Source organism: Tardiphaga sp. GW822-FHT04G09 (genome assembly GCF_058800725.1).
This window is the reverse complement of the sequence record NZ_JBXAMO010000005.1, coordinates 195,191-215,098: the sequence shown is the minus strand read 5'-3', so window position 1 is coordinate 215,098 and position 19,908 is coordinate 195,191. Positions and strand designations below refer to the sequence as shown.

The 19,908-nt window shown below is 59.5% G+C and carries 33 protein-coding genes and 2 tRNA genes; 19 read left to right on the top strand and 16 right to left on the bottom strand.

Annotated features, from left to right (window positions below; all coding sequences use genetic code 11):
* Positions 1 to 66 precede the first annotated feature (66 nt).
* Positions 67 to 372 (bottom strand): ETC complex I subunit, encoded by a 306-nt coding sequence (locus tag AC1RLZ_RS12370; protein WP_089264254.1) that lies wholly within the window; start codon positions 370 to 372, stop codon positions 67 to 69.
* A gap of 249 nt (positions 373 to 621) precedes the next feature.
* On the opposite strand from AC1RLZ_RS12370, the gene AC1RLZ_RS12365 reads away from it, so the two are divergent.
* Both AC1RLZ_RS12365 and AC1RLZ_RS12360 read left to right on the top strand, forming a co-directional pair.
* Complete coding sequence (locus AC1RLZ_RS12365; RefSeq protein WP_493188857.1) at positions 622 to 1,806, top strand: OpgC domain-containing protein; 1,185 nt, start codon at positions 622 to 624, stop codon at positions 1,804 to 1,806.
* A gap of 91 nt (positions 1,807 to 1,897) precedes the next feature.
* Positions 1,898 to 1,974 (top strand) — tRNA-Pro (locus AC1RLZ_RS12360).
* 21 nt (positions 1,975 to 1,995) lie between these two features.
* Here AC1RLZ_RS12360 and AC1RLZ_RS12355 read toward each other — a convergent pair.
* The 4 genes from AC1RLZ_RS12355 to AC1RLZ_RS12340 all read right to left on the bottom strand — a co-directional run bounded on the left by AC1RLZ_RS12355 (position 1,996) and on the right by AC1RLZ_RS12340 (position 4,874).
* Complete coding sequence (locus tag AC1RLZ_RS12355; protein ID WP_493188935.1) at positions 1,996 to 2,436, bottom strand: DUF192 domain-containing protein; 441 nt, start codon at positions 2,434 to 2,436, stop codon at positions 1,996 to 1,998.
* A gap of 197 nt (positions 2,437 to 2,633) precedes the next feature.
* A complete protein-coding gene (locus tag AC1RLZ_RS12350; protein WP_371421403.1) occupies positions 2,634 to 3,293 on the bottom strand; it encodes a cold-shock protein in 660 nt (219 codons plus the stop codon).
* A 193-nt stretch (positions 3,294 to 3,486) separates the two neighbouring features.
* A complete protein-coding gene (locus AC1RLZ_RS12345; protein ID WP_493188856.1) occupies positions 3,487 to 4,248 on the bottom strand; it encodes an SIR2 family NAD-dependent protein deacylase in 762 nt (253 codons plus the stop codon).
* A gap of 386 nt (positions 4,249 to 4,634) precedes the next feature.
* Positions 4,635 to 4,874, bottom strand: coding sequence for a hypothetical protein (locus AC1RLZ_RS12340; protein ID WP_493188855.1), 240 nt, complete (start codon positions 4,872 to 4,874; stop codon positions 4,635 to 4,637).
* A 184-nt stretch (positions 4,875 to 5,058) separates the two neighbouring features.
* Here AC1RLZ_RS12340 and AC1RLZ_RS12335 point away from each other — a divergent pair, with 184 nt between their 5' ends.
* Complete coding sequence (locus tag AC1RLZ_RS12335) at positions 5,059 to 5,502, top strand: hypothetical protein (RefSeq protein WP_493188854.1); 444 nt, start codon at positions 5,059 to 5,061, stop codon at positions 5,500 to 5,502.
* 105 nt (positions 5,503 to 5,607) lie between these two features.
* Here AC1RLZ_RS12335 and AC1RLZ_RS12330 read toward each other — a convergent pair whose 3' ends face one another.
* The 3 genes from AC1RLZ_RS12330 to AC1RLZ_RS12320 all read right to left on the bottom strand — a co-directional run bounded on the left by AC1RLZ_RS12330 (position 5,608) and on the right by AC1RLZ_RS12320 (position 6,539).
* Entirely contained in the window at positions 5,608 to 5,805 is a 198-nt protein-coding gene (locus tag AC1RLZ_RS12330) for a DUF3606 domain-containing protein (protein WP_493188853.1), read from the bottom strand.
* Between the two features lie 116 nt (positions 5,806 to 5,921).
* Positions 5,922 to 6,131 (bottom strand): hypothetical protein, encoded by a 210-nt coding sequence (locus tag AC1RLZ_RS12325; protein WP_371421398.1) that lies wholly within the window; start codon positions 6,129 to 6,131, stop codon positions 5,922 to 5,924.
* Between the two features lie 201 nt (positions 6,132 to 6,332).
* On the bottom strand, positions 6,333 to 6,539 hold the full coding sequence (locus AC1RLZ_RS12320) for a hypothetical protein (protein ID WP_371421397.1): 207 nt from the start codon (positions 6,537 to 6,539) through the stop codon (positions 6,333 to 6,335).
* Between the two features lie 285 nt (positions 6,540 to 6,824).
* On the opposite strand from AC1RLZ_RS12320, the gene AC1RLZ_RS12315 reads away from it, so the two are divergent.
* Positions 6,825 to 6,992, top strand: a complete 168-nt coding sequence (locus tag AC1RLZ_RS12315) for a hypothetical protein (RefSeq protein WP_493188852.1) — start codon at positions 6,825 to 6,827, stop codon at positions 6,990 to 6,992.
* Positions 6,993 to 7,205: 213 nt separating this feature from the next.
* A complete protein-coding gene (locus AC1RLZ_RS12310; RefSeq protein ID WP_371421395.1) occupies positions 7,206 to 7,391 on the top strand; it encodes a hypothetical protein in 186 nt (61 codons plus the stop codon).
* 130 nt (positions 7,392 to 7,521) lie between these two features.
* Here the strand turns inward: AC1RLZ_RS12310 and AC1RLZ_RS12305 are convergent, their stop codons facing one another.
* Complete coding sequence (locus tag AC1RLZ_RS12305) at positions 7,522 to 7,854, bottom strand: hypothetical protein (protein ID WP_493188851.1); 333 nt, start codon at positions 7,852 to 7,854, stop codon at positions 7,522 to 7,524.
* A 104-nt stretch (positions 7,855 to 7,958) separates the two neighbouring features.
* Here AC1RLZ_RS12305 and AC1RLZ_RS12300 point away from each other — a divergent pair, with 104 nt between their 5' ends.
* The 3 genes from AC1RLZ_RS12300 to AC1RLZ_RS12290 all read left to right on the top strand — a co-directional run bounded on the left by AC1RLZ_RS12300 (position 7,959) and on the right by AC1RLZ_RS12290 (position 9,028).
* Complete coding sequence (locus tag AC1RLZ_RS12300; RefSeq protein WP_493188850.1) at positions 7,959 to 8,177, top strand: hypothetical protein; 219 nt, start codon at positions 7,959 to 7,961, stop codon at positions 8,175 to 8,177.
* Between the two features lie 144 nt (positions 8,178 to 8,321).
* The gene (locus AC1RLZ_RS12295) at positions 8,322 to 8,567 is read left to right on the top strand and encodes a hypothetical protein (RefSeq protein ID WP_493188849.1); all 246 of its coding nucleotides are present in this window, start codon (positions 8,322 to 8,324) and stop codon (positions 8,565 to 8,567) included.
* A gap of 95 nt (positions 8,568 to 8,662) precedes the next feature.
* Entirely contained in the window at positions 8,663 to 9,028 is a 366-nt protein-coding gene (locus tag AC1RLZ_RS12290) for a PRC-barrel domain-containing protein (protein ID WP_493188848.1), read from the top strand.
* 85 nt (positions 9,029 to 9,113) lie between these two features.
* Here the strand turns inward: AC1RLZ_RS12290 and AC1RLZ_RS12285 are convergent, their stop codons facing one another.
* Complete coding sequence (locus tag AC1RLZ_RS12285) at positions 9,114 to 9,287, bottom strand: DUF3606 domain-containing protein (RefSeq protein WP_371421390.1); 174 nt, start codon at positions 9,285 to 9,287, stop codon at positions 9,114 to 9,116.
* 242 nt (positions 9,288 to 9,529) lie between these two features.
* Here AC1RLZ_RS12285 and AC1RLZ_RS12280 point away from each other — a divergent pair, with 242 nt between their 5' ends.
* Positions 9,530 to 9,700 carry a hypothetical protein gene (locus AC1RLZ_RS12280; RefSeq protein ID WP_493188847.1) on the top strand — a complete coding sequence of 57 codons (171 nt, stop codon included), beginning with the start codon at positions 9,530 to 9,532 and terminating at the stop codon, positions 9,698 to 9,700.
* 35 nt (positions 9,701 to 9,735) lie between these two features.
* Here AC1RLZ_RS12280 and AC1RLZ_RS12275 read toward each other — a convergent pair whose 3' ends face one another.
* On the bottom strand, positions 9,736 to 9,957 hold the full coding sequence (locus AC1RLZ_RS12275; RefSeq protein WP_493188846.1) for a hypothetical protein: 222 nt from the start codon (positions 9,955 to 9,957) through the stop codon (positions 9,736 to 9,738).
* 77 nt (positions 9,958 to 10,034) lie between these two features.
* On the opposite strand from AC1RLZ_RS12275, the gene AC1RLZ_RS12270 reads away from it, so the two are divergent.
* Positions 10,035 to 10,247, top strand: coding sequence for a hypothetical protein (locus AC1RLZ_RS12270; protein WP_493188845.1), 213 nt, complete (start codon positions 10,035 to 10,037; stop codon positions 10,245 to 10,247).
* A gap of 12 nt (positions 10,248 to 10,259) precedes the next feature.
* On the opposite strand, the gene AC1RLZ_RS12265 is transcribed toward AC1RLZ_RS12270, so the two are convergent.
* Entirely contained in the window at positions 10,260 to 10,445 is a 186-nt protein-coding gene (locus AC1RLZ_RS12265) for a hypothetical protein (protein ID WP_493188844.1), read from the bottom strand.
* 210 nt (positions 10,446 to 10,655) lie between these two features.
* Positions 10,656 to 10,781 (bottom strand): hypothetical protein, encoded by a 126-nt coding sequence (locus AC1RLZ_RS12260; RefSeq protein WP_493188843.1) that lies wholly within the window; start codon positions 10,779 to 10,781, stop codon positions 10,656 to 10,658.
* 178 nt (positions 10,782 to 10,959) lie between these two features.
* Between AC1RLZ_RS12260 and AC1RLZ_RS12255 the strand changes: the two genes are divergently transcribed.
* From AC1RLZ_RS12255 to AC1RLZ_RS12240, 4 genes are all read left to right on the top strand, one after another.
* The gene (locus AC1RLZ_RS12255) at positions 10,960 to 11,481 is read left to right on the top strand and encodes a PAS domain-containing protein (protein WP_493188842.1); all 522 of its coding nucleotides are present in this window, start codon (positions 10,960 to 10,962) and stop codon (positions 11,479 to 11,481) included.
* A gap of 110 nt (positions 11,482 to 11,591) precedes the next feature.
* Positions 11,592 to 11,810, top strand: coding sequence for a hypothetical protein (locus AC1RLZ_RS12250; protein ID WP_371421383.1), 219 nt, complete (start codon positions 11,592 to 11,594; stop codon positions 11,808 to 11,810).
* A 138-nt stretch (positions 11,811 to 11,948) separates the two neighbouring features.
* On the top strand, positions 11,949 to 12,398 hold the full coding sequence (locus tag AC1RLZ_RS12245) for a VOC family protein (protein WP_371421382.1): 450 nt from the start codon (positions 11,949 to 11,951) through the stop codon (positions 12,396 to 12,398).
* 330 nt (positions 12,399 to 12,728) lie between these two features.
* Entirely contained in the window at positions 12,729 to 13,376 is a 648-nt protein-coding gene (locus AC1RLZ_RS12240; RefSeq protein ID WP_493188841.1) for a glutathione S-transferase family protein, read from the top strand.
* Positions 13,377 to 13,454: 78 nt separating this feature from the next.
* Here AC1RLZ_RS12240 and AC1RLZ_RS12235 read toward each other — a convergent pair whose 3' ends face one another.
* On the bottom strand, positions 13,455 to 13,604 hold the full coding sequence (locus AC1RLZ_RS12235; protein WP_493188940.1) for a hypothetical protein: 150 nt from the start codon (positions 13,602 to 13,604) through the stop codon (positions 13,455 to 13,457).
* Between the two features lie 12 nt (positions 13,605 to 13,616).
* Complete coding sequence (locus AC1RLZ_RS12230) at positions 13,617 to 13,871, bottom strand: PilZ domain-containing protein (RefSeq protein ID WP_371421380.1); 255 nt, start codon at positions 13,869 to 13,871, stop codon at positions 13,617 to 13,619.
* Between the two features lie 326 nt (positions 13,872 to 14,197).
* Between AC1RLZ_RS12230 and AC1RLZ_RS12225 the strand changes: the two genes are divergently transcribed.
* The 5 genes from AC1RLZ_RS12225 (at position 14,198) to AC1RLZ_RS12205 (ending at position 19,222) form a co-directional block, all read left to right on the top strand.
* Positions 14,198 to 14,272 (top strand) — tRNA-Glu (locus tag AC1RLZ_RS12225).
* Positions 14,273 to 14,565: 293 nt separating this feature from the next.
* Positions 14,566 to 14,859 carry an antibiotic biosynthesis monooxygenase gene (locus tag AC1RLZ_RS12220; protein WP_371421379.1) on the top strand — a complete coding sequence of 98 codons (294 nt, stop codon included), beginning with the start codon at positions 14,566 to 14,568 and terminating at the stop codon, positions 14,857 to 14,859.
* 260 nt (positions 14,860 to 15,119) lie between these two features.
* The gene (locus AC1RLZ_RS12215) at positions 15,120 to 17,888 is read left to right on the top strand and encodes a UPF0182 family membrane protein (RefSeq protein WP_493188839.1); all 2,769 of its coding nucleotides are present in this window, start codon (positions 15,120 to 15,122) and stop codon (positions 17,886 to 17,888) included.
* Between the two features lie 401 nt (positions 17,889 to 18,289).
* Positions 18,290 to 18,850 carry a hypothetical protein gene (locus AC1RLZ_RS12210; protein ID WP_493188838.1) on the top strand — a complete coding sequence of 187 codons (561 nt, stop codon included), beginning with the start codon at positions 18,290 to 18,292 and terminating at the stop codon, positions 18,848 to 18,850.
* A gap of 135 nt (positions 18,851 to 18,985) precedes the next feature.
* Positions 18,986 to 19,222 (top strand): hypothetical protein, encoded by a 237-nt coding sequence (locus AC1RLZ_RS12205; protein WP_371421370.1) that lies wholly within the window; start codon positions 18,986 to 18,988, stop codon positions 19,220 to 19,222.
* Between the two features lie 21 nt (positions 19,223 to 19,243).
* Here the strand turns inward: AC1RLZ_RS12205 and AC1RLZ_RS12200 are convergent, their stop codons facing one another.
* Complete coding sequence (locus AC1RLZ_RS12200; protein ID WP_493188837.1) at positions 19,244 to 19,837, bottom strand: DedA family protein; 594 nt, start codon at positions 19,835 to 19,837, stop codon at positions 19,244 to 19,246.
* Positions 19,838 to 19,908 lie beyond the last annotated feature (71 nt).

Sequence of the window (19,908 nt, the reverse complement as noted above, 5' to 3'; positions counted from 1 at the left end):
GGAGAATTGCAGGGCAAATTTGCCTGCAAACCGGTCGTCAGCGCGACCGGGTCTTGGTCAGGTCAATTAGTGTGACCAAGGCTCCGAGCGGCGGAACGCGAAATTGTCGGCATAGGCAATGGTCCGGGGCGCACGCACCTTGGGCTCGATCACCTGATAGGCAATGCCTTCGCGCTCGCAATAGGCCACAGCCTCTTCCTTGCTGTCGAAATGAATGGACAGCTGCTGCTTCATGTCGCCCGACGACGTCCAGCCCATCAGGGGCTCGATCACCCGCGCCTGCTCCGGCTCGTAATCGAGCTGCCAGTCCTTGGTCTTGGCGAGACCCGCCTGCATGGCGTTCTTGGGGGCTTTGAAGATACGTGCGGTCATGGAATGCGATAGCCTTTTAGGGATGGGCCTTCGTCTAGAGATCGGCCTTGGTCAGCTGCGACACTGCGACAAATTGGTGAAGACGGCGGGGGTGGTATATCCATTTGCCACGAATTTGATCCGTGATTCCGTCGTTTGGCGGCTTCGTTATTGTGTATATTCGTTCCACGGCGTCGTGACAATCGGGGCACGAAGCGGTCTATCTGATCTCGCAATTCGGCATCACGAAGGGCTCCTGAAGCGGCACCCATGGACATTCACGCCATCCTTCCCCCCAAAGGCCGAGACCTTCGGCTGGATCTGTTCCGCGGTATCGCCAACTGGGCGATCTACCTCGATCACATCCCCGACAATGTGGTGAACTGGGTCACGACCCGGAACTATGGCTTCTCCGACGCGGCCGACCTGTTCGTTTTCATCTCCGGCTACACGGCGTCCTTTGTTTACGCCAAAATGATGCTTGAGCGCGGCTTCATCGTCGGCGCCACCCGCCTCACCAAGCGGGTCTGGCAGCTCTATGTCGCCCACGTCATCCTGTTCGTGATCTATATCGCCGCCATCGGCTATGTGGCACAGCGCTACAACGACCCCGACATCATCAACGAGTTCAATGTCGCAGGACTTGTCGACAATCCGATCCAGACCCTGACGCAAGGTCTGCTGCTCAAGTTCAAGCCGCTCAATCTCGACGTGCTGCCGCTTTATATCGTGCTGATGGGCCTGTTCCCGCCGGTGCTGTGGATGATGCTGCGCAAGCCGGATCTCACAATGCTGGCGTCGCTGGCTCTGTATTTTGCCGCCCGCCAGTTCGGCTGGAACCTGCCCGCTTATCCCTATGGGGTCTGGTACTTCAACCCGTTCACGTGGCAGTTGCTATTCGTGTTCGGTGCCTGGTTCGCGCTCGGCGGCGCGCTGGAATCGCGCTCGGTCATCCGGTCGAAAGTGCTGCTATATTTCGGCATCGTCTATCTCTTGTTCTCGCTCGTCATGACCATGGCCGGTCGTTTCCCCGATACCGGCCACATGATCATGCCGGACTGGCTGTTTGAGGCGTTCAATCCGAACGACAAGACCAACCTCGCGCCCTATCGCGTGCTCCACTTCGTGATCATCGCCTTCTTCGTCACCCGCTTCGTGCCGAAAGAATGGAAAGGCCTGGAGTGGCCGGTGTTCCAGCCGCTCATCAAATGCGGCCAGCAGTCGCTCGCCGTGTTCTGCGTCGGCGTGTTCCTGTCCTTCGTCGGCCACTTCCAGCTGATGATGTCGTCGGGTTCGCTGCTGGCGCAGATCTTCGTCAGCGCCGCCGGCATCGGCATCATGACCTGCGTGGCTTATTACATCTCGTGGTCGAAGAAGCAGGACAAGCCGTTGCCGAAGCCTGCTGCTCCGGCAACGTCAGAACAGCGGGCATCACCGTCGAAAGCCGCAGAATAGACCCGTTGTCGAACATCGTGCGGGACAAGCGAGAAATCGCCGTCAGGTGCCTTGCTGCCCCCCGCCTAAGCGTGTATCGACACCGGATCGTCGGGGTATAGCGCAGCCTGGTAGCGCGGCGGTTTTGGGTACCGCAGGTCCTAGGTTCGAATCCTAGTGCCCCGACCATCCCCCATTATATTCAATGACTTACCGCTTCTTGAACAGCGGATGGACCACCTGGTCCCCGGGTGCAATTCCGTATTTTTTAGCGGTGCCTGCGACCACTTCGAGAACCGCCCGTGCCGGACCACCCGAGGAAATGATCTTGAGGGATTGCGGCTCGGTATTCTCCGCGATCCGGAGCACCCGGCCATCACCGGCGATGAAGACCATGTCGAGGGAAACGAAGGTGTTCTTCATCCACATGGAGACCTGCTGCTCTGGCGTGAAGTCGAACAGCATGCCGCGACCGTCTGCGAGCTCCTTGCGATACATCAGGCCGGTCGCTCGCTCTTCGTCGGTCTTGGCGATCTCGACGGAGAACATCCGCACGCCGGACCTGGTGACGATTTCAAGCGGCTGGAATTCGGCGGCCAGGGCTGGCTTGTGAGGGCCGACAAGGGCCAGAGCGGCGATCACCGCCAGCATCGAGAGGCGGCAGCGGGCGGCGAAGCTAAACAGACTCATAAAGGGCAATCCACGCAAGAGCCCGGTCGGGACGCCGGGCGGCGCGACCCTAGCCTGACGATGTATGCCCGCGCCAGACGGTCGCGATGCACAGCCGCGTGATGGACCTATGGTAAAGCCGGCGGGGAACCTGCAAGAACCCGGAAACCGCGAACGGCTTAGTGCGACGAGAGGCCGGGCGCACCGCCCTCGGGCTGGATCTCCGCAGCCATCATGCCCTTGGAGCCGGGCCCGAAGCGCACCAGTACATACTGGCCGGGACGCAATTCGGTCATGCCGAAACGGCGCAGGGTTTCCATGTGGACGAAGATGTCCGGCGTGCCTTCGCCGCAGCTCAGGAAGCCGAAGCCACGCAGCCGGTTGAACCACTTCACCTGCGCCCGCTCGAGGCCACTGGTGGGCGTCACGCTGACATGGGTGCGCGGTGGCAGCATCTGCGCCGGATGGATGGCGGTCGACTCGTCCATCGAGACGACGCGGAAAGCCTGATAGCCCTTGGACCGCTGGGTACATTCCACGACCACACGGGCACCTTCATAGGCAGTCTGGTAGCCGTCGCGGCGCAGCACGGTCACATGCAGGAGCACATCGGCAGCGCCGTTATCGGGAATGATGAAGCCATACCCCTTGGAAGCATCGAACCACTTGATAACACCGCTGATCTCGACGAGATCGACTGCGTTGCCTTCGCCGATACCCGCGAACGGGTCGAGTGCATCGCGGCTTGCGTTGCCTGAGTGCTCATTCCCTGGTCGCGGACCCGCAGCTCCGGGAATCAATCCCCCGACACGCTTGGACTCAAATGCATCCGACCCCATGGCCCCGGATCCTACTATCATTTGCGCTGTCAGCCCTGTCAGCGCCATCTCGCATGCCCCATCGATGCTAATTCATGATGGTACGGTGCGAATCTCTCGATTCGAAGATAACACTGTCGCCTGATCAGCAAAGACAAAAAACGAACACAGTGACAGCTATGAACAGCTTGCACTCCAACGAATCGATCGCGCATCAATTTCCGACGAACGGCCCGAGCGTTTCACCGATATCGTGGCGAATGACAAGGTCGGCATGATCGTCCTGCTCTGTCGGCTCGTTGTTGATGATCACGAGTCGTGCGCCGGCATGTTTCGCCATCATCGGGAATCCCGCTGCGGGCCACACGACGAGCGACGATCCAATCGCAATGAACAGATCGCAACGCTGCGACAGCTCGGTTGCGCGACGCATCTCATGTTCAGGCATCGCCTGACCGAATGAGATCGTCGCAGTCTTCACAGGTTCGCCGCATACCGTGCAGTCTGGCGCCCGTCTTTCGGAATCGAATCTGCTCTTCACCCAATCGAGCTCATAGCGCCTCGCGCAACCAATGCAGCGCGCGTAGGTCGTGTTGCCGTGTAGCTCGATCACGGCGTCAGCCTTGAAGCCGGACGCCTGATGCAGATTGTCGATGTTCTGGGTGATCACGGCGGGAATCTTGCCGGCCTTGTAGAGCGAGGCGAGCGCCCGATGCCCGCGCCCGGGCATGGCCGCAGCGAATGTCTCTTCCATCGCAAAGCGCCGCCGCCAGGCTTCATCGCGTGCTTCCTGGCTGGCGACGAACTCGTCGAACGGAATCGGCTGGTTACGGGTCCACAAGCCACCAGGCGAACGAAAGTCGGGAATGCCCGTTTCGGTCGAGATCCCCGCGCCGGTGAACGGCACGATGGTTCTGGCCTCGGCGATCATCTCGCCAAGACGATCTACGCCGGTGCGAAGGTCGGTTGCAATCATTGGAAGGTCCGAGAAGAAGTGATCCGACGACAATGCCGCAGACCAGAATCCGGTGCCATCAGGCCGGGATCAACGGATGTTTTGCTTCGTCACGGCGTTTCCCCCGATCTATTTCGCTTTGGCGCGTCCGTTCCTGGCGGGCCTGTCGATATCCTCCCGCAATGCAGGATGCTCGGGAACCGAGAGAGATTTGATATCAAGGGTCGGCACAAATACGGTCCGACAAAATATGTCCGCACTCTTTCCCAGGCGCGTCAAATGCGCGCCAGCGCGTACCAATTGAATAAAATATGGACGGTGTCAAAACACCGCATCAAGATCAAAGATCAGGACGGGGCTGAAATGCGCTCCGCCCTCAAGCAGTTAAATACCGATCTGAACAATCTTTATGCAGCCCGCGAAACGTCGGCGGAAAGCTCATTCTTCGACAGATCGTCCTTCTTCGGCTTTGCCACGGGCGCTGTCTGGGACTTCTTCGTGGACTTGCCATACTGCGCGAGCTTATCGAGCTCAGCTTCGAGCTCAGCCTGCCGCGCAGCTACTTTTTCCGCCAGCTTGTCGGATGCATGATCGCGCAATGCCGCAAGTTCCTCGATGCTCAGTGAGTCCAGATCGATCTTGGCCATGGAAATCTCCCGTTTGTTCCGAACTAGCGGTAACACCCATGCGCCGCAAGCATGGCAGCGAGATCATGCACCGAAGACATCACGATGGATGCAATTCAATTGACGTCGAGCTCGCGTTTCGCAGACAATGTATGTGGGATTGAGGAAACGCGTCATGGCATCTTGGAAAGAAGAGCGTGACCGATTGGTCGCGCAGACGCTCGCATTCGTGCAGGAGGTCGCAGCGGCGCATCCGGTCGCGGCCCAGCGACTGAACATCTGGCAGCCGCCGAACCACGCGCCGTCGCAAGCATCCGGTTCAACGGAAGCCGCCACCTCGCCCGCCATCACGGACGCCGATCATACGACGGCCCCTGCTTTGATTGTACATGCGGCGGACGCGGCAATTGCCCCCCCGGAGTGCAGTGCGCAGGACATTCCCGGTGCAGCTCCAACCAACGCGCCATCTCCGGCCCGGAAAAATCCGCTCTATTCCGGCCCATCTGAACGGGCCGAGATCCTCAAGCGCGTTGCTTCGTTCAAGGCTCGCCAGGCCCAGATGATCCACGAGCGCGACGTTTTCTACGAAGCCATGCAGACGCGTATCCGGACAACGCTGCGGAACGATTCCGGACGCGACCGTTTATAAAGCCGGAGCAGTCTCCCCGATGCTCTGTTTTCAGAAAGCCCCGCCCTTCCCCGGCGGGGCTTTCTCCTTACGGCTTCCACGCGGGGAGAGGTCTGTTGGTCCGGGTTATTTGCCGAGGTGTCGCCGCACGGCGGCAACCGAGGAGCCGACCTTTTCGATCGCAGCGTTCAATTCGGTCGGCGAGACGTTGAACCGGTAAGCCCAATAGTCGCGCTGGGAGGCGTCACTGGAATCGATCGCCGGCGGCGGCCGGACGCCGCGTTCGGACGCCAGGACGGCGGCGACTGGGACGAGACTGATCATGCCGGCAGGATAACACGTCGCCCGTACAGCCCAAGCGCATGCTCACTCCAGCGTTAACCGGCGATTGACGCGAACTCGGAAAGCCGGCCGGCCAAAGCAAGCCTTGCCGCGAGCGGCTACTGAACCACCGAGCCCAGCGAGGCCTGGACCTCGTTCAGCGGAATGCACAGCTTCTTGCGGCGCAGGCCACGAATGGCGCCGGTCACCTTCAAGATCTTGCCCGCCGCACATGACCCGTCCTGAACCAGCGCACTTTCGTAAGGCGCCAGGATGAGCGGTTCTGCTGTCCGAATGGACTGAGCGGCGGACGGTGTGGCCAACGCCACCAGAGATATTCCGAAAGTCCCCAAAACCCAAAAACGCATGGTCTTCCCCAACACAGCAAATACGCACCGGTCCAAGGGTAACAATTTCACGCCCTGAATTTTTTGCAGCCGGCTCTAACCGAGCCGTTGCCGCAATTATTGCCCCGGACCACCGCGAAACACAAAGCAATTTTCGCGCCGATGTCCGGCTTCAGCAAAGGGTCAGAGCGTGACTTGCTCGTGACCGCATTCCTTGCAGGTGAAGGACACCCGCGCAACGCCCTTCGGCGCCGAGACCTTGTTCGACGCGCCGCACTTGCCACAGGTCGTCATGATCCGTGTGTCGCCCTGCTTCACCACCAGCGCCTTGCGCTCCATGGTCTCGCGGATCAGACGCTCGGCCTCTTCGCGCATTGCCTGCTTGCTCATGCAGTCCTCCAAAACAGACGCCGAAGCAAAAGGCCCCGATCGAGCGGCCTTATAACCGATGACAATGACACTCTCCATCGCGGATCAAAATCTGGAGCCTGGGATCACACCAGTCCCCTGCAGAATCTCCGTGCAATTCAATCTGCCGCGGCAAGATCGCGGTGGACAGAACGGCGGAGCCAAACTAGAACATAACAAGAACATTCTTCGCCAGTTTTTTATCGGGACGTCACAGGAATCGCCGGGTTGGCGGGGCATATGCGACTGGGAAACAGGGAGACTGACATGGATTTGCTGGCACGTGTCGAGCTTTGGAAGAGCATCGATCCGGATCCGGCATTCTGCCGCAAGGCAGAACGGGAAATGCTGTTGTTGAGTTGTCAGGACGAAGACTGGGTCGATGCGCGAATGCGGGATTTCGAACAGGCCCTCGCTCTGGAGAGTGCTGAATAGCGGAACCTTGTCGCGTTGTCGGCGTCGAAATATCCAACCTCGCTTCAGGGCCGTGAAGCGAGGTTTTGTTTTACCGGTGATTCGGTGCGGGAGATCTCAAGCTGGTGTGAGCGTTGCGGGCTGCGACTTATCCACCGGTCGCCTTGCAAAGATCAGATTGATGCCGCATTCGACATCGATGCTCTCCTTGGGGAGCGAAACAAAGAGAAGAGAATGAACGAAGAAAGAATTTCAGCGGCACGCGCCGACATGGAACGCCGGGTGGCAGAATTTCGCGAGAAGCAGGCAAAGTTTCAGCGCGAGCGTGAAGACTATTACGAGACCACCATCGAAAAGGTACGCGCCACCGACTGGAACGAGTTCGTGACACCACGTCAGGAACGCCGCGCGCGGCACTAGTTACAACCTGCTCGCGCAGGAGCATTCAATAAAAAGCCCGCCATGATCTGGCGGGCTTTTTATTGAATGCGAGTCACGTTCAACGCAAAAGGCCCGAAGCTATGCTCCGGGCCTTGATATTGTTCGGCGCCTACCAATAGCCGTAGCTGCGATAGTAGCGCGGGCCATAATAGGCATAGGGGCCGGGACCATAGTAACCGCCATAGTAGGCCGGCCGATAATAGCGCGGTCGGTAATAACCGTAGCCGGGACCGTAGCCATAATAATAGCGTGGTCCGTATCCGTATCCGTAAGGTCCATACGCGCCAAGCGCCCCCGCTGCCAGCGCACCTGCGGCAATGCCGAAACCGATTGCGGGACCCGGTCCCCAACCTCGACCCCATCCCCGTGCTTCAGCCGGCGCCGTCATGGCAGTGGTGCCGATGGCTGCGACAGTGGTCAGGATCAATGCTGCCTTTTTCATGTGAAATCCTCTCTGTTCACCACTGGCCAAATAACGCCAAGCTTTTTTGTTGGTTTCACGGCCTGTAACATTTCACTGCTCAGGTTCCAGACCGGGAGTGCGTCATGACGCCCATCCGCTATCGCCGCGCGCAGCTCGCCCGTCAGCTTCAGGCCTTTCACGCGGCGCACCCCGAATTCATCAGAGAGCGGCTGCGCCTCTTCGATGAACACAACGGACACGACAAGATGATTCCCGTGACGCATCGCAAACTGAAACCGTCACCCTATACGCATCGTTGCGCTGCACTCCCCCGCGACAAGGCACCGATCATCTCGGGGTGAGGCCTTAACGCAGCCCGCACCGTCTTCATGCTTCATTCACTATGAAGGGCCGGTTATCGGAACGGCTCGTAAAGCCGACGCTTTCCTCTTCATGAATGTACGCGGTGTCGCACAGACGCGCGTACGAGCAGTGGAGTGATGGCGATGATCGAACAGATCGCAAAGATCGACAAAGCGCTCGACGAATTGCTCGTCGGCCTCGGCCAGATGGTGCTGCGCCTGTCGAGTCCGCATGTCACACGTACGCGCGAAGAACGCGAAGCGCTTGCCCGTTCCGTCAATCAGTTCTCCACATGCGCGGCCCGCTCCAGCGATCCGCGGGTTCTCAAGCTTGCTGAAGACTTGCAGGAGACGCTCAAGCCGCGCCTGCGCCTGGTCGCCAGCCGCTGACGGAACTACGTCTCCAGAACGTCCGCGCAGCAACGACGCAGGAACGTTTCTCCCTTTCACCGGTTGGCCAGACACAACCCAAAGGGAGGCTCTACATGCCCATCGAAGCAAGTGAACAAGGTAACCTGATTGGCAGCGACAAGGTCGAAGGCACCGCAGTGTTCGGCGCCGATGACCAGAAGATCGGTTCGATCGAGCGCGTGATGATCGACAAGAAGAGTGGCAGGGTGTCTTACGCTGTGCTCAGCTTCGGCGGCTTTCTCGGCATTGGCGACGAACATTATCCCCTGCCCTGGCAGTCGTTGAAATACGACGCGGAGCTTGGCGGCTATCGCATTGGCGTCACGCAGAAGCAGCTCGAAAATGCGCCAAAATACGGTAACGACAATAGCTGGAACTGGGCTGATACATCGCGGGCCCGCGCGGTGAACGACTATTACGGCGTTCCCATGGGCGTCTGACTCCGGTATGTCACCTATGTCACCCAGCAAAACGGCACCCGATCGGGTGCCGTTTTGTTTGCCTGCTTTGACAGATGCATCGCTTCTAACGGGCCAGCTCCTTGCGCACGGCCGCAGCAGCATTGCCGACTTTCTCCACCGCCGCCTGCAGCTCCTCGCGGGAAACGCCGAGCTGATGGGTCCAGTATTTCACTTCATGCGCCTCGTGCATGTTGATCTTGCTGCGGTCCGGCTGCCCCTTGTTCTTCAGGTCGTCCATCGTTGTTGGCCTCTTCAATCAACTGGTTGATGTAAGTGGCGAGCTGCTCGCCGCTGTCACTGAATTCTTCGTCCATTCAACGAGTTCCGTATGTCGTTTGGTGAGTGCAGAACACGCATTATTGTGACTTGTTCCTGGCGCCGCTCGAGCGATCGTTCAAATGCCGCAGATCTCGCCAACCCGTCTTTAACTGCACTTCCAGAACTCGGAGAACCCAATCGCGCCCCCGGTATTGTCGGGAGATGACGTCCAGAGCCCTTATCGTTCAACCCGTCGAACTGAAGCCGAACCCACCGCCTTACGGCCGGCTGTCATTGCGTATGGGGGCATGGGACCAGTTGCAGGCGAAGCGGGCCTATGACGACCATCGCGAGCCGCCGGAGGAGCCGAGTGAGCTCGACAAGAAGGTCTGAGGCAGCCACCACCTGTCCCGGCAGCGATCCGTGCCTTAGTGCGAAACGCCGCCAGCGACGCCGAGGCTCCCACCGATCCTGATGCAGGTCGACGTCCCCTCGACCAGCACGAAGCCGGCGCCGTATTCCGCACAGGGATTCGGTTTCCGCGGTGCAGGCTTCATCGCCTGCTTGGTCGCGACCGGCTTCCTGGGAGTCTCCGCAAAGGCCTGCAGCGGCATGACAGCGATCAGCAGTCCGACACCGACAATTCTCATGACCTTCCTCCCGCAGCCGCTCGTATACGGTCATATAGCCCATCGGAACGAACGCCGCAGTGCGGTGTTTCCATGGCATGGGACCGAGAGAAGAAGATAATGGCCTATTCCTGCTCAGCGCGGTCGCGCTTGTCTGTGGAATGATCGCCTTTGTACCGCGGCTCCTCGAGCCGACATCCGTTGTTGCCAGCAAGGGCGCCCAGCGTGTCGCCTATGAGCGACCAGCGCCGCAAGAGCCGGTACGCGTGATCGTGCCTTTCACGCCCAACACCGTGCCGAGCCAGCGCTAAAGCTGGCGGGGCCTAGTTGGCCGCTACCGGCTGGCCCGCGGTGCGCACAAGCTTGTCCGCCTTGAGCAGGACGTGATCTGACGTTGGCTGTGGCCGAGCAAAGAAGCTCACGGCAACAAAGGCTGCGCAGAACAGAAATCCTACGAGCATTACCCGTCGATGCGTCGGCTTGTCGGCATTGTGAAACGAAGCGGACATGGGTCACTCCCTCGATGGGAAATGAATAGCTCAGCCGTATTTCCGCGCAATCATACTCTGGTTTTAACCTAACCAATGAAGGTTAGCAGTCAGAACGGATTTTAATGAAGCCGTTTGGGACTGTTAATTTTAGCCGTTTCCGCGATCGAACTAAACTACAGATTCCGCATCGGGAGGCGACCCTGCCCGATCCGTTAGTTTCCTGCTGTGCTACTTCGTGTCGATATTGTCCTGCGAGATCGGCGGAGCGCAGGTCTGCTTCGCATATTTTTCAGCGAGCTCGAATATTTCGCGACGGCGCTCCGGCTCGTTAATGGTGAGGTAGGTCACAACCATTTTTAAGGCCTCCTCATCCGACGCTCTTCCAAACCGCCACACGAGTAACACTCCCAAGTTGTACAGAAAGGTTTCGGAACCTTTTCCCTGTACGTCGAATTGAATGCCTATCAATATACGTAATACTACGACCGATCGGCCAACAAGTTCCGGAGCCTCAGATGATTGGGATCGCTGCATGATCGCCGGTCGGCCCATCTCGGAGATCTGCAGGGAGCTCGCCGTTTCGGCGGAGACCAGCCATCAAACCATTCTGGCGCAACTCCTGCGCATGGCGTCGCTCGAAGCGGCCCGGACCGGCACGCGCCATCAGGACGACGCCAGCATTCGCGACCGTCTGGTCGGCACCTGGGATTGGGATATCGCCAACGACCGTGTCTATGCCGACGGCAAATTCGCCCGCCTGTTCGGCGTCAATGCGGACCTGGCCTCGCGAGGCACGCCGTTGCAAGACTGGCTGGATGCCATTCATCCGGATGACATCGCTGATGTCGCCGCCGATATCAATCGCTCGCTGACGACAGGTCAGGTTTTCTCGCGTGAATATCGTGTCGTCTCTCACGGCGACATTCATTGGGTCTATGCGCGCGGTAAATGCACACTCGATTCGTCGGGCAAGGCGGTTCGGTTTCCCGGCGCCATCGTCGACATCACGCAGGAAAAGATCGAGGACTATAACCTCAGCATCGCCCCGACCTAGCCCTGCCCTTTGGGGCTGCCCGCACGACAAAGTCGCCGGTAAAACAACAAGCGAGCCGACCAGACGGATCATCCGCGGGAACGTAGTCTTGCGTCGGCGGTTATGCCCGCATGGCAAAGAAGTTTTTTAGCGTCGTCGTCGTTCGCTCCGTAGAGGAATCCGTGGAGATCGTTGTCGAGGCGAAGAGTGCCGACGACGCGCATGTTGCGGCTCTCCAACATCTGCACGCCAGCGGCGATGAATATGCGTGGGAAAAGCCGCGCAAGGATTTGACCGTCTGGCACAAGCGCGAGATCGATACGCCCGCCATTGTGGATGTCAGCGCCTGAGGGCAGCGCTCTTGACAATTCAGATGGGGCGCCCTCTTTCTCGAAGCGACATCTGCCATTTGTCTCGTTTAGCTGCTATGGCAGGCGCCGCTGCCCTCGTGGTTGCTCGCTTGTGTCGATCCCATGGAGACAATTCCAATGCGCTACCTTCACACCATGCTGCGCGTCCGCAATCTGGATGCGGCCCTGAAATTCTATGCCGATGCGCTGGGCCTCAAGGAAGTCCGCCGGGTCGACAACGACAAGGCGAAATTCACTCTGGTGTTCTTGTGCGCCGCCGAAGACGAGGTGCTGCTGGCCAAGACCAAGGGGCGCGGCGCGCCGCTGATCGAGCTCACCTACAACTGGGATGAAGAGACATACGGTGAGGATCGCTATTTCGGCCATCTCGCTTACGAGGTCGACGATATCTATGCGACCTGCGATCGGCTGATGAAGCTCGGCATCACCATCAATCGTCCGCCGCGCGACGGCCAGATGGCCTTCGTGCGTTCGCCCGATCTGCATTCGATCGAACTCCTGCAAAAGGGCGACGCGCTGCCGCCGCAGGAGCCGTGGTCGTCCATGCCCAACACCGGACATTGGTAACTCACAAAATGCATCGCTGGATTCGCAGCGGTGGAACGTCATGAGCAGTGCTGCGTTGATGATGCGATACTGATTTCATGGAGGCTGCGACGATGGGACGTGGAATTTTGCTCTGGCTACTGGGTGTACCGATTCCGGTGATCATTCTGCTGTGGCTCTTCTTCGGTCGCTGACGCTTCCCGAGCTGAACCGATGAACAGGCCTCGCTCACGCGGGGCCTGTTTCGTTTGCGGGCTAGCTCCATTGTGAGAGATTGACGCGCGACCGGCCTTGCGATGGCGGCACGTTGCTGGCTAAACCTACGGTGCTTATCCGCCAGCGAGGTTCATCGTGCCACAGACTCCCTCTCCGCCTCTGCAGATCTGGGGCCGCGCCAATTCGGTCAATGTGCAAAAGGTTCTTTGGTGCTGCCAGGAGCTCGATGTCGTCTATGACCGCATCGATGCCGGCATGCAGTTCGGCCGCAACGACGAGCCCGACTATCTGGCGATGAATCCCAACGGCCGCGTGCCGACGCTGGTGCAAGGCGATTTCGTGCTGTGGGAATCCAATTCGATCATGCGCTATATCGCGCTGGCCTATGGTGGCACGTCGACCCTCTATCCCTCCGCCCCAAAGGCGCGCGCCGGGATGGAACGCTGGCTCGACTGGACATTGACGACATTGCAGCCGGCCGAGCGCCCGTTGTTCTGGGGACTGGTGCGCACACCCAAGGCTGAACGGGATATGGCGGCGCTGCAGAAGGTCGCCGACGCCAATGCGCTGCTGTGGGAAATTATCGACCGGCAGCTCTCCCGGAGCGCCTGGATGGAAGGCGATGATTTCAGCCTGGCTGATCTGGCCATCGGCTGCTACGCGCGGCGCTGGTTCGGCGTCGAGGGCGTCACCCGCCCGCCACTTCCGCACCTGCAGCGCTGGTACCAGGCGATCTCGGCACGGCCGGGCTTCCAGACCTATGTTGCGCCGCAGCTTTCCTGAACGCTGACGCGCTCTTATGCGCAGGCGCTCTCTTGTGCGCAGGCGCTCTCTTGTGCGCAGGCGCTCTCTTGAGCGCTATTACAACGAACGTTCGATCAGCAGGATGCCAACGATCACCACCAGCGTGATCGCGGCCACGACAAGGCGTGTGGGCCAACTCATGCCGCGGCTGATCCACCAGAGCAGTGCGCAGCCCATCAATACCGGGATGACGATATCGGGTCGCAAGTCGATCCCGTCCTAGATAATGAAGCGAACGCCAAGCGTCTTGCCGCGGCGCCAGACCACTTCACAAGTACGCCCGGTGCGCGCATCGCGCGAGAAAGCCAGCTTCATCCTGTTGGGGACCGAGGTGGGATCGTCGACAACGACTTTTGCGCCAGAGGCCGAGAGATCCAGCACATTGCATTGCCGGGCCGCGAAGCCGCCATCCAGCGTAATCCATCCGGCCTGGTGCACGGACCGGCGTGTATCGCGTTTTTTTGTCAGTGCCATCGCATCGCTCCACGCCCCCAAAGGAGAGCCTTAGGCCCGCATGCTTTAAGAACCGTTGAAAGGTGCGGAAGAGTTCGAAATGTCCTGTGCACGAGGTTGGCGCGCCCCATGGGGATCATTTACCTGATCCCTCACCGACCACTTGCCGACCCGAACAAACGTCACTATACGTTCGGCCGCTGGCACCAAACTGATTTGCTTTCGGTCGGTGCCGCCCGCGATAGATTAGCCCTAAAGCTTTGATGTTGCGGCGATTTTAGAAATAACCGTGCAGAACCGCGGTATCCTTGGCCTGATTTCGGGCCGCTGGATCGGCCGGGGTTTTTGCTCCCTTCGTCTATCGGTTAGGACGCCACCCTTTCACGGTGGAGAGAGCGGTTCGATTCCGCTAGGGAGCGCCATTTGCCTCCACTCCGAACAGATCCGCGAATCTACAACGGCACGGATGCCGTCAATGTGGTGGGTTTCCGCCATGGCGAAGGCATCAACTTAAGTGCCGCGCCAACTGACCGTGCCTGATCACCAGACTGGGGCTGCCGGGACCGACAGGCGTGAGGCTTGGATGGTATCGTTGCGGTGGATGGCGTAGGTTTCGGTACGCGGGAAATTCGGCTGCTCGCCCCCGCCTATTTCGCCTTGATGCAGCGTCGCAGCAGTCGCGACTGCGGGCAGTCCGCCGGTGAAGGAGGAGCGCATGTACGCCGCCATTCGACAGGGCAAAGCAAAGACTGGCATGGCCGAAGAGCTGGCACGCAGGATCAAGGAGGGTGCCATTCCGATCATCAGTGATGTCGAAGGTTTCATGGCCTATTATGTGGTCTATGCGCCGGACGACACGGTGATGGCGATCAGCATCTTCAACAACCACGCGGGAGCGGAGGAGTCGAACAGACGCGGGCTCGCATGGATCGAACAGAACCTCGCGCCCCTGCTCATCGGGCCGGCCACGGCGGTCGCCGGGCCGGTGATCGTGCATACATTGGCATAAAATACCCGATAGCGTTCGTGCAAATGTACCATTCGTTAGCGTCACGAGGGGACGAGCCACGCTCTTGCCCGATTGCGTGATCCATGCGGATCGGGCTGACCTGGCGAGGAAGCCATCGGCTGATCCGGCCCTGACAAAATCCGAAACAGGCTTCCGCGATCCCGACGACGGAACTTCAAGCAACCGCGCGCCGCCCTTCGCCTGCAGTTCCGTCCAAGAATCAAGCGGCGGGCGTTCCTTATTTCCGCTATCATCAACCCATGACGATCGGGATCACTGGACCCGGACGGAAGGCACCAAGGCAAAACGCCGTGGTCAGATTGACCATTGCGGCTCTCTTCGTAGGAATTTGCCTGATCCTGCTTGCCCTGGCGAGCGACTTTCTGGTCGATTGGTTGTGGTTTTCCTCGATCGGCTATCTGCAGGTTTTTTTAACGGCGATCAGCGCCAAAGCCGTCGTCTTTCTTGCCGTCTGGACGCCGACCGCCGCCGTCCTTTGGTTGAACGGATGGCTCGCGCGGCGTTTTGCCGGGCGGCCGGCGATACAGGCTGCCGCCTCCGCGTGGAACCCGGCTGGCAATGCGCCGCCCGATCCGTTCGCCATTATGATGCGCGATCGACTGACTTGGCCCCGGTTTATCGCGCTCGGTGCAGGTTTGCTCGCTCTGCTGGTCGCCGCTGCAGAGACCGGCGATTGGGGCATCTTCCTGCAATTTCTCTATCAGGTGCCTTTTGGCGCAGAGGATCCCCTCTACAACAAGGACATCGGCTTCTATCTCTTCTCACTGCCCGCCTATATCGCGGTCAAGAACTGGATGCTGTTCACCCTCGTTCTAAGTGCACTTTTCGCCGGAGCGATCTACTGGGTGCGCGGCGACATCGAATACAGCGTTCACCGCCGATCAATCTCGCCGACAGTGATTGCTCACGGCTCGGCGCTGGTCGGCCTTCTCTTCGGCGTGAAGGCCTGGTCCTACGGCCTCGACCGCTATCTGCTGCTTTACGGCGACAATAGCGTAGTCGTCGGCGCAAGCTTCACCGATATCCACGTGGGACTACCGGGCCTGTGGCTCATGGTCGGGCTTGCGATCATCGCGGCGTTCACCGCCTGGGTTAACATGCGGGTGCGCACCTACCGATTGCTTGCCGTCGCGTTCATCCTCGTCGGCGTCGGCTCTGTCGTGCTGTCCGGCCTCGCCCCTTCGCTGTTCCGGCACTTCTTCGTCAGGCCGACCGAGTTGCAGCTTGAGAAGCCCTATATCGAACGCAGCATCGCACTCACGAGGCAGGCCTACAATCTCGAACAGATCGCAGCCAAGCCGTTTGGCGCCGAACATAATCTTACGTTCAAAACGCTGGAGGCCAACAAGGCGACAATCGAAAATATCAGGCTGTGGGACTGGCTGCCGTTGTCGGATACCTACGCGCAGCTGCAAGAGATCCGCACCTACTACAAATTCCTTAATCTCGAGGTCGATCGCTATTGGCTCGACGGCTCCTACCAAAGCGTGATGCTCTCGGCTCGCGAACTGCGACCCTCGTTGTTGCCGCCGAACGCCCAGACATGGGTCAACCGCCACGTGCTGTTCACTCACGGTAATGGCGCAGTGATGAGCCCGGTCACCCGCAAGACCACTGAAGGACTTCCGCTCTTCTATTTGCGGGATATTCCGCCAGTCGCGGACGGAGGTCCCAAGATCGACGAACCTCGCATCTACTACGGTGAAGAGAGCAGCGACTACGTCATCGTCAAGGGGAGCACGCCGGAGTTCGATTATCCGAAAGGGAAAGACAACGTCTATGCCGCCTATGACGGCGCCGGAGGCGTTCCGATCGGAGCGATGGTGTGGAGAACGCTGTTCGCCTACTATTTCAACGACCCGAACCTGCTTCTCTCAAGCTACATCACGAGCGACAGCCGGATCATGATCCGACGCAACATCCAGGAACGGGTGAGTACGATCGCTCCATTCCTCAGGCTTGATCATGATCCCTATCTGGTTATCAGCAATGGGCGAATGTTCTGGATGCAGGACGCCTACACGACGAGTTCCTATTTTCCCTCTGCGCAGCCTGCGCAAGATCTCGACCTCAATTACATTCGTAATTCCGTGAAGGTTACTGTCGACGCCTATAACGGGACCGTCGACTTCTATCTGATCGACCCCGGCGACCCGATTGCGGCGACCTATCAGCGTATCTTTCCGACCTTGTTCAAGCCGTTCACGGCCATGCCTCCGGACTTGCGGAAGCACATTCGCTATCCAAAAGATATGTTCCGGATTCAGGCGCGGCTGTATCAAACCTATCACATGGAGGCTGCCGACGTTTTCTATAACCGCGAGGATCTCTGGCAATTCCCGCGTCAGCCGGACGGCGAAGGCGTCTCACCGATGCCCCCCTATTATATTATCATGCGACTGCCTGGCGAGCCGCAGGCCGAATTCTTCCTCATGGTTCCCATGGTGCCGAGCCGCCGCGACAACATGATTGCGTGGCTCGCCGCGCGTTGCGACGCACCCGACTACGGAAAACTGATTGTCTACGAATTTCCCAAGGACAAGCTCGTGTACGGCCCGTTCCAGATCGAGGCGCGGATCAATCAGAATACGGAGATTTCGCAACAACTCACGCTGTGGAATCAAATGGGCTCGCGGGTCATTCGCGGGAATCTGCTTGTGATCCCGATCGAGAACTCGCTGCTTTACGTGTCGCCACTCTATTTGCGCGCGCAGCAGGGGCACCTGCCGGAGCTGAAACGGGTGATCGCAGCCTACGGTGAACATGTCGTAATGAAGGAGACGCTCGACGAGGCCTTGGCGGCGCTGTTCGTAGAGCCCGGCGCAAAGTCGCCAGTCTCAAGCACGACAGAGGAGACGCCCCTTGCAAGCCCGGCGCCAAGTCACGCACGGGAGGCGCTTGATCGCTACAATCAAGCGGTGGAGCGATTGAAGTCCGGAGATTGGAAGGGCTTCGGCACGCAGTTCGATGCAATGCGCGAGCCGTTGGAGGAAATGAACCGGCGTTGAAAAACTTTCGCAAGAGGTTCGGCTCTCGCATTGATAACCGGCAAATACGCCGCCTGCCCCGACGAAGGAAAATACAAACTTGGTGGCAGTTGGGTCACTGGACACCCAGCGTTGATGCGCGCCGCTCGGAGACGGCAAACTGGACAGATGACGACCTATGCGCGGCGTGCGGGCTACAGCCCAGTCACCCCTCGACCGCCAGCTAGAATTATACCGTAATATCAATAGCATAGACGTTCGAAATTTTACTCTGAACGGGCACCATTCGCTCACGGATCCGGGCCAGACGGCCCCATAACCCCTGCGAGCCTTATTTTGGTTGAACTTGGCCACGAACCTGCTCGAATCCACACGCTTTGGACGGTTTTCCGCGGATTGGAACGATCACACGCCGTAGGACTTTGAGTTTCATGGTCGAAATCACGCCAAGCGCTCCCCGGCACAGTTACGCATCCGAACACAGTCACATGTGGGGGATCGGCCCGCAGCCGATCATGGTTGCCGCCGCAGCCCTGTTTCTGGTCGTCATCGGCATCGGCGGCATCTTGGCGTGGCGCAGCTATAGCGGCGCAACGCCGGAGCCGGAGCGCCTCACCGCATCGCGCCTGCAACAGGCCCGTGTTGCGCAAGCATCCGAACAGCTGATCGAAAAGACCAAGGGCATCGAGGCTACGCAGCAGCAATCGATCGACCAGCTCCAGGTGGTGCAGGATCAGCTGCAGACCATGCAGCGCCTGATGACAGCGCAGCAGACCGAGGCGCGCAAGCTCAACGAGCAGGTCGGCGCCCTCACCTCCACCCTCGACAATCTCCGCCAGTCCTTTGCCAGCACCTCGGCGACTGACGACAAGCCCGCCGCACGGGAGCAGCCGCGTCGCTCGCGATCCCGCGCTGCCGCCAGCAAGGGCCGTACGAAAATGAAGATCGTTGTGCAGCGCAAGCGCCCGGGCGCGCGCGGCTAAGCCATCCCGGCTGATTGCGGCCGGGCACACGTGAACTGCTTGTACTCTCCACAACACCGCGCCTAGTCTGTTCAGCCGAACGCAATCTGCACTACTCAAGGTGCGAGGTCATGCGATCCCGGCAGGGAGCGAGACATGAAGCACGACGGTGGCGATTACCTTCACGCGCATGACAGCGCGATAGCCGAGAAATACGGCAGCACCACCCTGGCAACACTCCGCAAGATCTACGGCAAGTTCTTCGCGGCCGGGCATCCCGACACACTCACGCTCAGCGAAGTGCTGCCGAAGCTGAATGACACCTCGCTCAGCCAGCTCCGCCGCGATCACGACACCGGACATCTCAAGAAGAAGATTTCGAAGGCGGCGTGACAACGAGCGCCAGCGCTGTTTTCAAAACACCTTGCGCAGCAACACTACCGTCAGCACGATCACGACGACCGGCGCTCCAAATGTCACCGGGAGCAGCCATGGGCTGCCCGCGTCGATGAACGTGCCGGGAATGGCGCCGATCAAGGCGTGATCGACGATCCAGACCGCCGCCGACAGGATGCTGGCCGTTTCGAACTTCAGGCGGGGCATTCCGGCGATACCCGCAACGCTGGTGACCAGCGCGCGCGCCGGCCCGATATGATAGCCGACCATGATAGCGGCGAGGCCATAGCGGTCGAATAGTCCGCGCACCCGCGCAACCAGTTGCTGGCGCGATTGAAGCATCGGCATGTCCAGCAGCCGCGGTCCATATCGTTTGCCCAGCTCGTAGGACACGCTCATACCGAGCGCCGCGCCGCAGATCGTCCAGAGGATGAAAGTCCATGACACGACGCCGGCACCGATCAGCACGCCCGTCGCGGTCACGATGGCGGCGACCGGCACAACGAAACTGGAGCCGGCCAGACACCCGAAGAAGGCGATGACGAAACCCAGCGGCCCGGCCCAATCGGCCTGCGCCGCGATCAGCGCCGAGATCTTCTGAATGATATCCATCAGGGAGGGGATTCCGACCGGCACGCTGTGTTTCAAACAAGCAATGAAACAAAACGGTCTCCGACGGAACC